This is a genomic window from Nocardioides sp., from assembly GCF_035697785.1.
In the GTDB taxonomy this organism is placed as follows: domain Bacteria; phylum Actinomycetota; class Actinomycetes; order Propionibacteriales; family Nocardioidaceae; genus Nocardioides_B.
This window is the reverse complement of the sequence record NZ_DASSCL010000149.1, coordinates 1-13731: the sequence shown is the minus strand read 5'-3', so window position 1 is coordinate 13731 and position 13731 is coordinate 1. Positions and strand designations below refer to the sequence as shown.

Here is a 13731-nt window from a genome sequence, read left to right as displayed (position 1 = left end):
CGGATCAGGTTGTAGATCTCGGTGCGGGCGCCGACGTCGACCCCGCGGGTGGGTTCGTCCAGCAGCAGCACGCGGCACTCGCGCAGCAGCCAACGGGCCAGCACGACCTTCTGCTGGTTGCCGCCCGACAGCGTGCGGACGTCCCGGGTGACGCCCGCGGGGCGCACGTCGAGCGACTTGGTGAGCGCTTCGGCGTCCCGGCGCTCCTGGGCACTGTTGAGGAACCCGGAGCGGGAGAAGCGGCCCAGGGTCGAGACGGTGATGTTGCGGTAGACGGCCTGGTCGAGCAACAGCCCCTGGCTCTTGCGCTCCTCCGGCGCCAGCCCGACCCCGGCTTGGACGGCCGCGGTCACCGATCCGCGGCGCAGGCGTCGGCCGTCGACGGTCACGGTGCCGCTGGTCGCCCGGCGCGCGCCGTACACGGTCTCGATGATCTCCGAGCGGCCGGCGCCGACCAGCCCGGCCAGGCCGACGATCTCGCCGGCGTGCACGGTGAGGTCGACGCCGTGGAACACGCCCGCGAGGGCGAGGTCGTGCACCTCCAGCACGGGCTCGCCCCTCGACTGCTCGTCACGCGGGGTCCCGGGGCGGGGCGGGAAGACGTACTCGATCGACCGCCCCGTCATCAGCTCGATCAGCCGCGACGTCGGTGTCTCCTCGACGGGAAGACCGGTCGCCACGGTGCGGCCGTCTTTCAGCACGGTGATCCGGTCTCCGATCTCGCGGATCTCCTCGAGCCGGTGCGAGATGTAGACGATCGCGACCCCTTCGGCGGTGAGTCCGCGCATCACCCGGAAGAGGTTGTGCACCTCCTCCTGGTCGAGCACGGCCGACGGCTCGTCGAGGATGAGCAGGCGGGTGTCGTGCGAGAGCGCGCGCGCCATGCTGACGATCTGCTGCGACGCCGGTGACAGCGTGCCGACCGTGCGCGTCGCTGCGATCTCCGGGTGGCCGAGCCGCTCGAGCAGTGCCCGCGCCTGCTTGTTGGCCTGGGAGCGCCGCAGGAAGCCGCCCTGCGAGATCTCGTGGCCGAGGTAGATGTTCTCGGTGACGGTGAGATCGGCGACCAGGTCGAGCTCCTGGTAGATGGTGGAGATCCCCAGCCGCATGGCCGCGACCGGCGTGGTGAGGGAGACCTCGCGCCCGTCCCAGGTGATCGTGCCGCCGTCGGGCTGGTAGGCGGCGGAGAGCACCTTGATCAGGGTCGATTTGCCGGCGCCGTTCTGGCCGAGCAGGCAGTGCACCTCACCGGGGCGGACGTCGAGGTCCACGCCGCCGAGGGCGAGCACCCCGGGGAACTGCTTGACGATCCCGGACATCTGCAGCAGGGGAGTGGTCTCGGTCATCGGTTGCCTCCGATCGTGGGAGCGACGCGGCGATCGACGCTGGTGGGGTCGTGGAAGACGGTGTCGAGCGAGGCGGTCGCGGCGCCGCGGACGGCCGCGGTGAACCCGAGCGTCGAGAGCTCGACGCGGGTGCCGCCGGCGTCCGGGGCGAGCACCGCCTCCTGCAACGCCGCCTCGACGGCGGGGAGCATCCAGCGGCCGACCTCGGCGAAGTAGCCGGACAGGACGACGGCGCCCGGGTTGAGGGCGTTGACCATCGCCCCGGCTCCGATGCCGACCCAGTGGCCGACCTGCTCGAGCGCGGCAAGCGTGCGGGTGTCGCCGAGGTCGGCGCGCCGGTTGAGCTCGTGGAGCCGGTCCTCCAGCGCCAGGTCGGGGTGGCGTACCGGGTCGTCCGGGTCGGCCGCGGCGTCGAGCAGCGCCCGCAGTCCGACCGTCGTCTCCCAGCACCCGGTGCGCCCGCAGCCGCACCGACGGCCGTGCGGATCCACGGTCATGTGACCGAGCTCCCCGGCGTACCCCTTGCTGCCCCGGAGGACGTGGCCGTCGGCGATGATGCCGCCCCCGACGCCGACCTCGCCGAAGATGACCAGGACGTCGCGACGGGACGGCTCCCCGGGGACAACCTCGGCGACCGCCGCGAGGTTGGCCTCGTTGTCCACGAGCACGGGCAGCCGCGGCACGTCGAGCCGTTGCCGCAGCAGCTCGGCGACCGGGACGTCGCGCCAACCCAGGTTGGGACCGATCCGCACGGTGCCGTGCGTGGTGTCCACCAGCCCCGCGACGCCCACCGTGAGCGCCACCGGGTCGGCGCCGCGACCAGTGGCGTCGCTCACCGTGGCGGTCACCAGCTCGGCGAGCCGGTCGAGCACGGCACTTGCGTCGAGATCCGCGGTGTCCACGGACAGCCGGTGCTCGGCCACGACGGTGCCCGTCAGGTCCAGGGCCATGGTCGCGACGTGGTGGACGTTGACCTCGGCGCCGACTCCGCAGATCGTGCGGCCCTCGAGGCGCACCGGCAGGCCCGGGCGCCCCACCGCGCCGCGTTCCGCGGGGCCCTCGCTCACCAGGCCGCGGGTCACCAGCTCCGACACGAGGCCGGAGACCGTCGCCTTGGTCAGACCCAGGTCGGCGGCCAGGCGGGCGCGGGACCGGGGGCCGGTGTCGCGCAGCGTGCGGAGCACCAGGGAGAGGTTCGAACGGCGCAGGGACACCTGGTCGACGGCGACCGGACCGGCGAACGGCTCCTGCTCCAGCACCCGGTGACCTCGACCCTCGTCGGCCGCTGTGAGCAGCGACACACGTTTGTTCGAACGGGGCACAAACTAGTGACGATTCGCGCGTGCTGGCAAGGCCTTGAGGCGGCATCCGGCCAAGTTTCTGTGAAACTTTGCAAAGTTGTGATCGAAAGTGTGAGACGCGTGAGCCCGAAGCGTCCCGCAGGCGGCCGTGACCAGGTCAGCGCCCGGTGGCGCGCTGCCGGGCCTCGGCGTAGCGGTCCCGGACCGCCGTCACGGGATCCCCGTCGTAGCGGGCGACCTCGCCCAGCGCCCACGCCGGCGGGGCGTCGTCGCCGGCGAGGACCCAGGCCGCCTGGCGGGCGGCACCGTCGGCGACGTACTCGCCAGGGGCGGGCACCTCGATCGGGAGGCCGAGCACGCTCGGGGCGACCCGGCGGACCGCCTCGGAAGCGGCGCCACCGCCGACGAGCAGGACCCGTCGGGGCTCGACCCCGGTCCCGCCGAGTGCGTCGATCCCGTCGGCGAGGCCGCAGAGCAGGCCCTCGACCGCGGCCCGCGCGAAGTCGGCCGGGACCGCGTTGTCGAGCGTCAGGCCGTGCAGGCTCCCGGTGGCGTCGGGCAGGTTCGGTGTCCGCTCGCCCTCGAGGTAGGGCACCAGCACGAGACCGCCGGCGCCCGGGGTGGACTCGAGGGCGAGGGACGAGAGGCGCTCGTGGTCCACGCCCAGGACGCGTGCGGTCGCGTCGAGCACGCGCGCCGCGTTGAGGGTGCACACCAGGGGCAGGAAGTGTCCGGTCGCGTCGGCGAACCCGGCGACCAGCCCGGTCCCGTCGCGGACCGGGGTCGTGGACACGGCGCTCACCACGCCCGACGTACCGATCGACACCACGACGTCGCCGGGGCGCGAGCCGAGACCGAGGGCGGCCGCGGCGTTGTCGCCCGCGCCGGGGGCGAGGATGGCGCCCCCCGTGGAGACGTGTCCGGCGGTGGCGCGGGGGTCGAGCACCGTCGGCACCAGTGGCTGGTGGCCGAGGGCACGGCCGAGCAGGTCGGTCCGGTAGACGCCGGCCTCCGCCGACCAGTAGCCGGTGCCACTGGCGTCGCTGCGGTCGGTGCGCAGGTCAGCGAGGTCGCGGCTCCCGGAGAGCTTCCAGGTCAGCCAGTCGTGCGGGAGGCACACCGCCGCGGTGGCAACGGCATGGTCGGGCTCGTGCTCCGCCAGCCACCGAAGCTTGGTGACGGTGAACGACGCGACCGGGACCGAGCCCACTGCATCTGCCCAGGCCTGTCCGCCGCCCAGCTCGGCGACCAGGTCCTCGGCGGCCCCGGCCGAGCGGGTGTCGTTCCACAGGAGAGCCGGACGGACCACGTCACCGCCCTCGTCGAGACAGACCATCCCGTGCTGCTGGCCTCCGACGGCGACCGCGGCGACGTCCTCGAGGCCGCCGGCGTCCGCCACCGCCTTCTGCAGCGCCGTCCACCACGCCGCCGGGTCCACCTCGGTGCCGTCGGGGTGCGCCGCCCGGCCCTGACGGACCAGCTCGCCGGAGGCCGCGTCCCGGACGACGACCTTGCAGGACTGGGTCGAAGAGTCCACCCCGGCGACCAGTCGGCGGGTCATCCGCCGTCCCCCCGGAGCGGGGCGTAGACGGAGCCGCTGATCAGCCGGGCCGTGCCGACGACCCCGCCCTCGTCGCCGAGCTCGCTCAGCACGATCGGCAGGTTGCCGGTGGCCAGCGGCAGTGACCGCCGGTAGGTGACGCCGCGGATCTCCGCGAGCAGGGCGTGCCCGAGTCCGGTCACGCGGCCGCCGATCACGATGAGGCCCGGGTTGAAGAAGGACACCAGGCTCGCCAGCACCTGGCCGATGCGGCGGCCGGCGTCCCGGATCAGCTGCACCGCCTGCGCGTCGCCCTGCGCCACCGCGAGCCCCACGTCGGCGGCCGTCAGCTCGCCCTTCTCCTCGAGCAGCGAGGCGAGTGCGGGGGAGCGGCCGGCGCGAGCGGCGGCGGTGGCGTCGCGGGCCAGGGCGGCGCCGCCCGCGAACGCCTCGAGGCAGCCGGTGTTGCCGCAGGCGCACGTGGGCCCGAACTCCTCGACGCGGATGTGCCCGATGTCGCCGGCGCAGCCGTCGACACCTCGGTAGAGCTCACCCTCGACGACGATGCCGCAGCCGATGCCGGTGCCGATCTTGACGAACAGGAAGTCCTGGGCGGAGCGCGCGACCCCGGCGTGCAGCTCGCCGAGCGCCATCGCGTTGACGTCGTTGTCGAGGACGGCGGGGCAGCCGAGCTCGCGGGCCACCGCGTCACGCACCGGGTATCCGTCCCAGCCGGGCATGATCGGCGGCGACACCGGCACCCCGCGGTGGAAGTCGACCGGCCCGGGGACGGAGATGCCCGCGCCCATCGGCCGGTCGATGCCCAGCTTGTCGAGCAGGGCGCGTGCCTCGGAGAGCGCGGTGGCCAGCACCGGCTCCGGACCCTGCCGGATGTCGCACGGGATGGTGCTGGTGGAGAGCACGGTCACGCGGCCGTCGGTGACGCCGACCGACATGCCGGTGGCCCCGATCGAGATGCCGACGAACCGGATGTCACCGGCCAGGTCGACGAGCGTCGAGCGGCGCCCGCCCCGCGATGCGGCGTGACCCACCTCCTGGGCGAGACCGAGCTCGCCGAGCCGTGCGACCTCGGCCGCGATCGTGGTACGGGAGACGTTGAGCAGGTCGGCCAGCTGGACCCGCGACAGCGGGCCCTCGTCGCGAAGCCGGGCGAGGATCCGTGCCTGCATCGGGCTCTCCGCCCGTCCGGCCAGTGAGTGCAGCACGGACGGCATCCTCGCACGGTTGGGGTTGCCGGCCCGGGGTACGTTCCGGTCCATGACCTGGCGCACCGCAGATCTGCCGTCCTTCGCCGGACGCACCGCGATCGTCACCGGTGGCAACTCCGGCATCGGCTGGCACACGGCGGCCGCGCTGGCGCGTCGCGGTGCGGAGGTGACGATCGCCTGTCGCAACCCGGAGGCGGGCGAACGGGCCGCCGCCGACATGCGGGCGGTCGGCGGCGGTGACATCCGGGTCGCGCCGCTCGACCTGGCCGACCTCGCCTCGGTCCGCTCGTTCGCCGACGCCTGGGACCGGCCGCTCGACGTGCTGGTCAACAACGCCGGCGTGATGACGCCGCCGCGCTACCGCGAGACCGTGGACGGCTTCGAGCTCCAGTTCGGCACCAACCACCTCGGCCACGTCGCCCTCACCGGCCGGCTGCTCCCGCGGCTGCGCGCGTCCCCGGCTCCGCGCGTCGTGACCGTGTCGTCGATCGCCCACCAACGGGGCCGGCCCGATGTGCTCGACGGCAACGAGTCCGGTGGCTACCAGCCGGAGCGGGCCTACGCGAACTCCAAGCTCGCCAACCTGCTGTTCGCGTTCGAGCTGCAACGGCAGGCGGAGCTCAACGACAGCCACCTGGTCTCCAACGCCGCGCACCCCGGTGTCTCGGCGACCGGACTGGTCACCAGCGACCAGGGGCTCGGGTCGATCCCCGGGGTGCGGCAGCTGGCGCCGGCGATGCTGCGGGTGCTGTTCCAGTCGGCGGCCGCCGGCGCGGATCCGATCCTGTACGCCGTGGCCGAGGCGGGTCCCGGGTCGTACACCGGCCCGCAGCGGCTGCGTGAGAGCCGGGGTCGGATCGGGCCGGCACGGACCAGCCGGTACGCCCGCGACGAGGTGCTCGCCGCCAAGCTGTGGGACCTCAGCCGCGACCTGACCGGCGTCGACTTCAGCTGGGAGTGACCAGGTCGGCGAGAGCGGCGATGTCGGACGGTCCGACCTGGCAGCAGCCGCCGACGTACGCCGCGCCGGCCGCGACCCAGCGCGGCGCGAGACCCACGTCGTAGGCGGTCTCACCGGTCCACGTGTGGGTGCGGTTGTCCCAGCCCTGCCCGGAGTTCGGGTACGCGATCCCCGGGAGCCCGGTGACCCGTCGCGCGACCTCGAGCGCGGGCAGCACGTCCTCGGGGCGGCAGCAGTTCACTCCGGTCGCGACCAGGCCGGACCCGGCCGCGATCTCGTAGGCCGCCTCGAGCGGCTGGCCGGCACGGGTGCTCAGCCCGGCGACCGAGTAGGACAACCAGGCGGGCAGACCCACGTCGGCGATGATCCCGACCAGCACTTCCGCCTCGTCGGCGTCCGGGATCGTCTCGACCGCCAGCAGGTCCGGCTCCGCCGCGGCGAGCAGCTCGACCCGCGACCGGTGGAAGTCGCGGAGCCGGGCGGCGGTCACGCCGTAGCGGCCGCGGTACTCCGAGCCGTCCGCGAGCATCGCGCCGTACGGACCGATGGACGCCGCCACCACGCGGGTGCCGCCGTCGTCCGCCAGCTCGTCGCGCACCTCGCGGGCCAGGGTGACACTGCGGACGATCAGCCGCTCCGCCTCGGCCCGGTCGAGGCCGGCGCGCTCGAAGCCCTCGACCGAGGCCTGGTAGCTCGCCGTGGTCGCCACCTCGGCGCCGGCGGCGAAGTAGGCGCGGTGCACCGCGGCGATCTCGTCGGGGGCGTCCCGCAGCAGGCGCGCGGTCCACAGATCGTCGGACAGGTCGTGTCCGCGGGCGACCAGGGCGTTGGAGAGTCCCCCGTCGAGGACGGTGGTCACGTGACCGTGGCGCCCAGGTGGCCGCGGACGGCGGCGCTGAACACCTCGGGCTGCGCCACGTTGGCGATGTGGGCCGCGTCGTCGACGACCTCGAGCCGGGAGCCGGGGATCGACTCGACCATGGCGGCTCCCACCGACGGCGGGGTGCCGGGGTCGTCCGCGCCGGCGACCACCAGGGTCGGGGTCGCGATCGCGGCGAGCTGCGCGGAGACGTCGTACTCGCCGAGCGCGTCGCAGCAGCCGGCGTATCCGGCGGCCGGGGTGGCGCGGAACATGTCCATCACCCAGTCCACACGGTCCGGGTGCGCCTTCCGGTAGGCCGGCGTGAACCACCGCTCCAAGGTCGCCTCGACCAGTCCTTCCACCCCCTCGGACCGCACCTGGGCCGCCCGCTCCCGCCAGGTCTCGGGGCTGCCGAACACCGGAGCCGTGCAGCACAGCACCAGCGAGGTGAGCCGCTCGCCGTGGTTGATCCCGAGGACCTGGCCGACCGCCCCGCCGAGGGACAGCCCGACGTAGGCGAACCGGTCGATCCCGAGCGTGTCGGCGAGCGCGACCACGTCGAGCGCCAGCCCCTCGACGGTGTACGACGACGCGGGCGCCGGTGACGCGCCGTGTCCGCGGGTGTCGAAACGGACCACCCGGAAGTCGCGCGCGAGGTCCGTGGCGAGCTCGTCCCACATCTCGTGTGTGGTGCCGAGGGAGGCGCCGAGAAGGACCGGCGGGGCGTCCGCCGGTCCTTCCTCGACGTGGTGCAGGGCGACTGGTTCGGTCATGTTCTCGAACCTACGCGGCCTGCGGTCCCGCCGTCAGCGCGCCCCGACCAGGTCGCGGTCGTCGGTGCCGGCCGGCTCGGACAGGTCCTCGGGACCGATCTCCTCGCGGTGCCCGTGCCGCTCCCACCAGCGCCGCAACGGACCCGGGGCCCACCAGTTCGCGCGGCCGAGCAGCCGCATGGTGGCCGGCACCAGCAGCCCACGCACCACGGTCGCGTCGAGGAGCACGGCGACCAGCATGCCGACCCCGATCATCTTCAGGAAGACGATCCCGGACGTGGCGAACCCGCCGATGACCACGGCCAGCAGCAGCGCCGCGCTGGTGATGATCCGCCCGGTCCGCTGCACGCCGGCGGCCACCGCGGCGGTGTTGCGGTCCCGCTGGTCCGTCGAGGTGTCGCCCCGGCGGTCCCACTCCTCGCGCACCCTCGAGAGCAGGAACACCTCGTAGTCCATCGAGAGCCCGAACAGGATGGCCAGCATCAGGATCGGCTGGGTGACGTCGAGGTAGCCCGGCGAGGTGAAGCCGAGCAGGCCCGAGAGGTGCCCCTCCTGGAAGATCCACGTCACCACGCCGAACGACGCGCCGATCGACACCGCCGTCATCACCACCGCCTTGAGCGGCAGCACGACCGAGCCGAAGGCGACGAACAGCAGCACCAGCATCACCACGACGACCACGAGGCCCATCCACGGCAGGCGGTCGCCCACCGAGTCGATGAGGTCGACCGCCTGCGCGGTCGGGCCACCGACCAGCGCCACCGCGCCCTCGCCCGGGTCGATCCCGCGGATGTCACGGACCAGGTCCTGCGACGCCTCGGTCTGGCCGTTGCCCGCCCAGGTGGCCTCCAACAGGCTCACCGGCTCCCCGTCCACCTGCTCCGCGGCGAGCGGCTGGACGGACCGGACGCCGTCGAGGCTCTCGATCTCCTGGGCGTACGCACGGGTCGCCGCGTCGTCGGCCCCGCGCAGCACGATGCGTGCCGAGGCGGTCTGACCCCCGAACTGCTCCGCCTGCAGGTCCGCGGCGACCCGGCTCGGCATGTCGGCGGGCAGCACCCGCTCGTCGACGCTGCCCCACCGGGCACTCGCGAACGGGGCGGCCAGCGCCAGCAGGGCGACCGTGATGACCAGCAGGTAGGCGACCGGGCGGCGCATCACGCTGTGCGCCAGGCGGGCCCAGGCTCCGTGCTCGTCCCCGTCGGTCGCCGTCGCGGTACGACGTCCGCGGCGCCAGGGCATCCGGCCGAGCTCGATCCGCCGGCCGAGCACGGCCAGCAGCGCGGGCAGCACGGTGAGCGCGGCCGTCATCGCCACCAGCACGGCCGCCACGCCGCCGTACCCCATCGAGCGGAGGAAGTTCTGCGGGAAGATGAGCAGGGAGGCCAGCGACGCCGCCACGATGAGGCCCGAGAACAGCACGGTGCGGCCGGCCGTGGCCATGGTGCGCGCGACGGCCCGGTTGACGCTGGGCCGGCTCTCGTCGGGCTGCGCGGCGAGCTCCTCGCGGAACCGGTTCACCACGAACAGCGCGTAGTCGATCGCCAGACCCATGCCGAGCAGGGTGATGACGTTGATCGAGAAGACGGACACGTCGGTGACGCCGGTCAGCAGCCGGACCACGGCGAACGCTCCCAGCACCGCGATCGCTCCCACGAGCGTGGGCATCAGGGCCGCGACCACGCTGCCGAAGATCAGCAGGCTGAGCAGGAAGACGATCGGCATGCTCAGGCTCTCGGCACGGGCGATGTCCTCGGACACCTGCTCGTTGACGTCGCCGTACACCGCCCACTCGCCGCCGAGGTTCGTGGTGAGGCCGGGGGCGTCGAGCTCGTCGGCCACCGCGTCCCAGCTCGTCGACTTGGCATCCTGCGTGTCCCCGGCGAGGGTGAGGATCACCCGGGTGGTGCGCCCGTCGGCCCCGACCAGGCTCGGGTCCGGGCTGTCGTAGTAGCTGACGACCCGGGCGACGGCGTCCTCGGGAAGCGCGGCCAGGGTCCCGGTCACGGCGTCGCGGAACTCGGGATCGTCGACCTCGAGCTGGTCGCTTGTGTAGATGGCGACGACGTCGGCGCCGCGACTGCCGAACACGTCCCGCTCGGCCGCCAGCGCCCGCGACGACTCGCTGTCCGGATCGTCGAACCCGCCGTCGCTGAGGCTGCCGAACACGCCCAGCCCGAAGCCCGCCGCGACCGCCATGAGCACCAGGCCACCGGCGAGCACCAGGCCGGCCCGAGCGGCGATCATCCGTCCCCACGTGTACATCACTCACACTCGCTATCTGCCGTCATCGTCGTGAACGGGTATAACAGTGAATGATGTAAACTCTGGTGTCAAGCATTTATGTTTGACTGTCCCGGCCCCGGGCAGACGCACCAGAGCCGAGGCAGAGGTCAACCAGGAGGAGCCCTTCTCGATGAGCACCACGATCCCCAGCGGCCTGCCGACTCGTCGCGAGCGGCAGCGGCAGGCGACGTACGACGAGATCGTCGCGGTGTCGCGGCAGCTGCTGCGGCAGGGGCAGGACGTCTCGCTGCGTGCGGTGGCGACCGAGATGGGACTGACCGCGCCGGCGCTCTACCGCTACGTCGACAGCCACGCCGAGCTGATGGCGCTGCTGGCCCGGGCGATCTTCGCCGACGTGGTGGCCGAGATGACGGTGGCCCGCGACCGGCACCCCGTCGACGACCCGGCGGCGCAGATCGTGGCGGCTGTCGCGGCGTTCCGGCGCTGGGCGCTCGGCAATCGTGACGAGTTCCGGCTGGTGTTCGCCTCGCCGCCGACCCCAGAGACGCAGGCGTTGGTCGACTCTGCGGCGCAACGGCCGATCACCACCCTCGAGGGTTGTGTGCCGGAGGAGCTGGGGGTGCACGAGTTCAGCGCGTTCTTCAGCGACATCTTCGGCCGGCTGTGGGAGAAGTACCGGTTCCCGGTGCCCGCCGACGACGAGCTGCCGGACGGCGTGCTGGAGGTGCTCACCGCTCCGCCGGCCGACTCCGCAGCTGCGGACCTCGACAAGCTGCCGACCATCCACGGCGTCACGCCGGGCATGGTCTGGGTGTTCGAGCGCTCCTGGGCCCGGCTCTACGGCACGGTGACCCTCGAGGTGTTCGGGCACGTGCACCCGGGGCTGATCACCACCGCCGCCTTGTTCCAGGCGACGGTGGCCGACATCGGCGCCGACCTCGGCCTCGCCGACGAGTGGGAGCGGCTGCAGGCGATAGCCCGCTCCTGAGCCTCGTCAGGCCGGCCTGCCCACGGCCGGGACGACCTCGCCCGGCAGGGGAGCCGGGGGCGGAGTGCCGTCCCCGAACGGGCGTCCGCCGAGGGCCTCACGGCCGTGCGGGGTGAGCCAGCCCGCCAGGTCCGGCCCCTTCGGCACCACCTGGGTCGGGTTGATGTCCTTGTGCACCACGTAGTAGTGCTCCTTGATCTGCGCGAAGTCGACCGTGTCGCCGAAGCCCGGGGTCTGGAACAGGTCGCGCGCGTAGCCCCACAGCGCGGGCATCTCGACCAGCTTGTTGCGGTTGGCCTTGAAGTGCCCGTGGTAGACGGCGTCGAAGCGCACCAGGGTGGTGAACAGCCGGATGTCGGCCTCGGTGACCTGGTCGCCGACGAGGTAGCGGCGGTCGGTCAGCCGCTCCTCGAGCCGGTCGAGTGCTGCGAAAAGGCGGTCGTAGGCGCGCTCGTACGACGCCTGCCGGCCCGCGAACCCGCAGCGGTAGACGCCGTCGTTGACGTCGGTGTAGACCCACGAGCTGACCTCGTCGATCTCGTCGCGCAGGGCCTCGGGGTAGAGGTCGGGGGCGCCGTCACGGTGGAACGCGGTCCACTCCGTCGACAGGTCGAGCGTGATCTGCGCGAAGTCGTTGGTGACGACCTTGCCGGTCGGCACGTCGACGATCGCGGGGACGGTGATGCCCTTGGGATAGTCGGGGAAGCGGGCGAGGTAGGCCTCCTGCAGGCGCTCGATGCCGAGCACCGGGTCGACCCCGTCAGGGTCGAGGTCGAAGGTCCAGCTCCTCGCGTCGTGCGTGGGGCCGGTCAGGCCCATGCCGATGGCCTCCTCGAGACCGAGCAGTCGGCGCACGATGATCGCCCGGTTGGCCCAGGGGCAGGCCCGGGCGGCGATGAGCCGGTAGCGGCCGGCCTCCACCTTCCAGGCGCCCGAGTCCGGGTCGCCGTCGGCGGTGATCCGGTCCTCGATGTAGTCGGTGTCGCGGTCGAAGTCGTCCGCGACGTACTGGCCCTTCGTCATCCCTGTCGCCTCCCGAGAGGGTCGGAGTCGGTGTCGTACGTCAGCCGTTGTTGCCGAGCAGCTGCTCGAACGGGGTCGGGTTGTCGAACGGGTCGACCGGCCCGGCCAGCGGGCGCCGGAGAACCAGGTCCGCGAGCTCGCGGCCGGCCCGTTCGGCACGCCCTGCAAGACTCTTACCCGCTCCGGCGCTCGCGAAGTCCTCGCTGGCCGCGAAGACGGCCGTGGGAGCCACTGCGGCGCGAAGGTAGGCGAACAGCGGGCGGAGTGCGAACTCCAGGGCCAGCGAGTGCCGCGCGGTGCCCCCGGTGGCGCCGACCAGAACCGGCTTGCCCTCGAGCACGCCGTCGTCGAGCACGTCGAAGAAGGACTTGAACAGTCCGCTGTACGACGCGCTGAAGACCGGCGAGACGGCGATCACGGCGTCGGCCGTCGTCACTGCCTTGATCGCCTCGGCCAGCCGCGGGGCGGCGAACCCGGTGAGCAGGTTGTCGGTGATCTCGTGTGCGAGCTCGCGCAGCTCGACGACCGTGACGATGGTGTGCTCGTCGTGCAGCCGCAATGCCCGGTCGGTGGCCTGCGCGAGCCGGTCGGCGAGCAGGCGGGAGGTGGACGGCTGGCTCAGGCCGGCGGTCACCACGGCGATCGAGCGCGTCATGCGACACCTCCGGTGGTGGTCGAGCTCGTCGAGATCGTCTCGGTGGTCGAGCCCGTTGTGAGCTCGGCCCTCCGCGACGCGTGCGTGGGCGCGTCGGGAACGTGCGCCGGCTTGAGGGCCGCGAACTCCTTGCGCAGCACCGGCACGACCTCCTCGCCGAGCAGGTCGAGCTGCTCGAGGACCGTCTTCAGCGGCAGCCCGGCGTGGTCGAGCAGGAAGAGCTGGCGCTGGTAGTCACCGACGTACTCACGGAACGAGAGCGTCCGCTCGATGACCTGCTGCGGCGAGCCGACGGTCAGCGGGGTGGCCTCGCTGAAGTCCTCCAGCGAGGGGCCGTGGCCGTAGACCGGGGCGTTGTCGAAGTAGGGCCGGAACTCGTTGATCGCGTCCTGGGAGTTGGGCCGCATGAAGAACTGCCCGCCCAGCCCGACGATGGCCTGGTCGGCGCTGCCGTGGCCGTAGTGCTCGTAGCGACGGCGGTAGAACTCGACCATCCGCTGGGTGTGCGCGGCCGGCCAGAAGATGTGGTTGTGGAAGAACCCGTCGCCGTAGTACGCCGCCTGCTCGGCGATCTCGGGGCTGCGGATCGAGCCGTGCCAGACGAACGGCGGCACGCCGTCCAGCGGCCGCGGGGTGGCGGTGAAGCCCTGCAGCGGCGTACGGAAGCGGCCCTGCCAGTCCACGACGTCCTCGTGCCAGAGGCGGTGCAGCAGCGCGTAGTTCTCGATCGCGAGGTTGATGCCCTCGCGGATGTCCTTGCCGAACCAGGGGTAGACGGGGCCGGTGTTGCCGCGTCCGAGCATCAG

General features: G+C 72.8%; 12 protein-coding genes. 2 read left to right on the top strand and 10 right to left on the bottom strand.

Translation table 11 applies throughout. The features are described from left to right. The 4 genes from VFH10_RS15790 to VFH10_RS15775 all read right to left on the bottom strand — a co-directional run. A partial coding sequence (locus VFH10_RS15790; protein ID WP_325130232.1) for a sugar ABC transporter ATP-binding protein occupies positions 1-1346 on the bottom strand: 1346 nt, incomplete at its 3' end. Then, the gene (locus VFH10_RS15785) at positions 1343-2647 is read right to left on the bottom strand and encodes an ROK family transcriptional regulator (RefSeq protein ID WP_325130230.1); all 1305 of its coding nucleotides are present in this window, start codon (positions 2645-2647) and stop codon (positions 1343-1345) included. The genes VFH10_RS15790 and VFH10_RS15785, both read right to left, overlap by 4 nt. A 157-nt stretch (positions 2648-2804) precedes the next feature. Further along, on the bottom strand, positions 2805-4208 hold the full coding sequence (xylB, locus tag VFH10_RS15780) for a xylulokinase (protein WP_325130228.1): 1404 nt from the start codon (positions 4206-4208) through the stop codon (positions 2805-2807). Further along, positions 4205-5413, bottom strand: a complete 1209-nt coding sequence (locus tag VFH10_RS15775) for an ROK family transcriptional regulator (protein WP_325130226.1) — start codon at positions 5411-5413, stop codon at positions 4205-4207. The genes xylB and VFH10_RS15775 overlap by 4 nt, the downstream gene beginning before the upstream one ends. A 52-nt stretch (positions 5414-5465) precedes the next feature. Here VFH10_RS15775 and VFH10_RS15770 point away from each other — a divergent pair, with 52 nt between their 5' ends. Beyond that, complete coding sequence (locus VFH10_RS15770; RefSeq protein WP_325130224.1) at positions 5466-6377, top strand: oxidoreductase; 912 nt, start codon at positions 5466-5468, stop codon at positions 6375-6377. Here VFH10_RS15770 and mmuM read toward each other — a convergent pair. Genes mmuM through VFH10_RS15755 form a run of 3 tightly spaced genes read right to left on the bottom strand, consistent with a single transcriptional unit; the run spans position 6364 to position 10259 of the window. Further along, complete coding sequence (gene mmuM / locus VFH10_RS15765; protein ID WP_325130222.1) at positions 6364-7236, bottom strand: homocysteine S-methyltransferase; 873 nt, start codon at positions 7234-7236, stop codon at positions 6364-6366. The genes VFH10_RS15770 and mmuM overlap by 14 nt on opposite strands. Then, the gene (gene pcaD, locus VFH10_RS15760; protein ID WP_325130220.1) at positions 7233-8012 is read right to left on the bottom strand and encodes a 3-oxoadipate enol-lactonase; all 780 of its coding nucleotides are present in this window, start codon (positions 8010-8012) and stop codon (positions 7233-7235) included. The genes mmuM and pcaD overlap by 4 nt, the downstream gene beginning before the upstream one ends. Before the next feature lie 33 nt (positions 8013-8045). Continuing rightward, complete coding sequence (locus VFH10_RS15755; protein WP_325130218.1) at positions 8046-10259, bottom strand: MMPL family transporter; 2214 nt, start codon at positions 10257-10259, stop codon at positions 8046-8048. A gap of 169 nt (positions 10260-10428) precedes the next feature. Between VFH10_RS15755 and VFH10_RS15750 the strand changes: the two genes are divergently transcribed. Then, entirely contained in the window at positions 10429-11247 is an 819-nt protein-coding gene (locus VFH10_RS15750) for a TetR/AcrR family transcriptional regulator (RefSeq protein ID WP_325130216.1), read from the top strand. Between the two features lie 6 nt (positions 11248-11253). Here the strand turns inward: VFH10_RS15750 and VFH10_RS15745 are convergent, their stop codons facing one another. The 3 genes from VFH10_RS15745 to VFH10_RS15735 form a co-directional block, all read right to left on the bottom strand. Beyond that, a complete protein-coding gene (locus VFH10_RS15745) occupies positions 11254-12270 on the bottom strand; it encodes a glutathione S-transferase family protein (RefSeq protein WP_325130214.1) in 1017 nt (338 codons plus the stop codon). A gap of 40 nt (positions 12271-12310) precedes the next feature. Beyond that, the gene (locus VFH10_RS15740; protein WP_325130212.1) at positions 12311-12925 is read right to left on the bottom strand and encodes an FMN reductase; all 615 of its coding nucleotides are present in this window, start codon (positions 12923-12925) and stop codon (positions 12311-12313) included. Continuing rightward, positions 12922-13731 (bottom strand): CE1758 family FMN-dependent luciferase-like monooxygenase (locus tag VFH10_RS15735; protein WP_325130210.1); only part of this gene is annotated, 810 nt, incomplete at its 5' end. The genes VFH10_RS15740 and VFH10_RS15735, both read right to left, overlap by 4 nt.

Coding starts and splice junctions, on each gene's coding strand:
- xylB (WP_325130228.1), bottom strand. CDS start 4,208: ATGACCCGCCGACTGGTCGCCGGGGTGGACTCTTCGACCCAGTCCTGC.
- VFH10_RS15770 (WP_325130224.1), top strand. CDS start 5,466: ATGACCTGGCGCACCGCAGATCTGCCGTCCTTCGCCGGACGCACCGCG.
- pcaD (WP_325130220.1), bottom strand. CDS start 8,012: ATGACCGAACCAGTCGCCCTGCACCACGTCGAGGAAGGACCGGCGGAC.
- VFH10_RS15755 (WP_325130218.1), bottom strand. CDS start 10,259: ATGATCGCCGCTCGGGCCGGCCTGGTGCTCGCCGGTGGCCTGGTGCTC.
- VFH10_RS15750 (WP_325130216.1), top strand. CDS start 10,429: ATGAGCACCACGATCCCCAGCGGCCTGCCGACTCGTCGCGAGCGGCAG.
- VFH10_RS15745 (WP_325130214.1), bottom strand. CDS start 12,270: ATGACGAAGGGCCAGTACGTCGCGGACGACTTCGACCGCGACACCGAC.
- VFH10_RS15740 (WP_325130212.1), bottom strand. CDS start 12,925: ATGACGCGCTCGATCGCCGTGGTGACCGCCGGCCTGAGCCAGCCGTCC.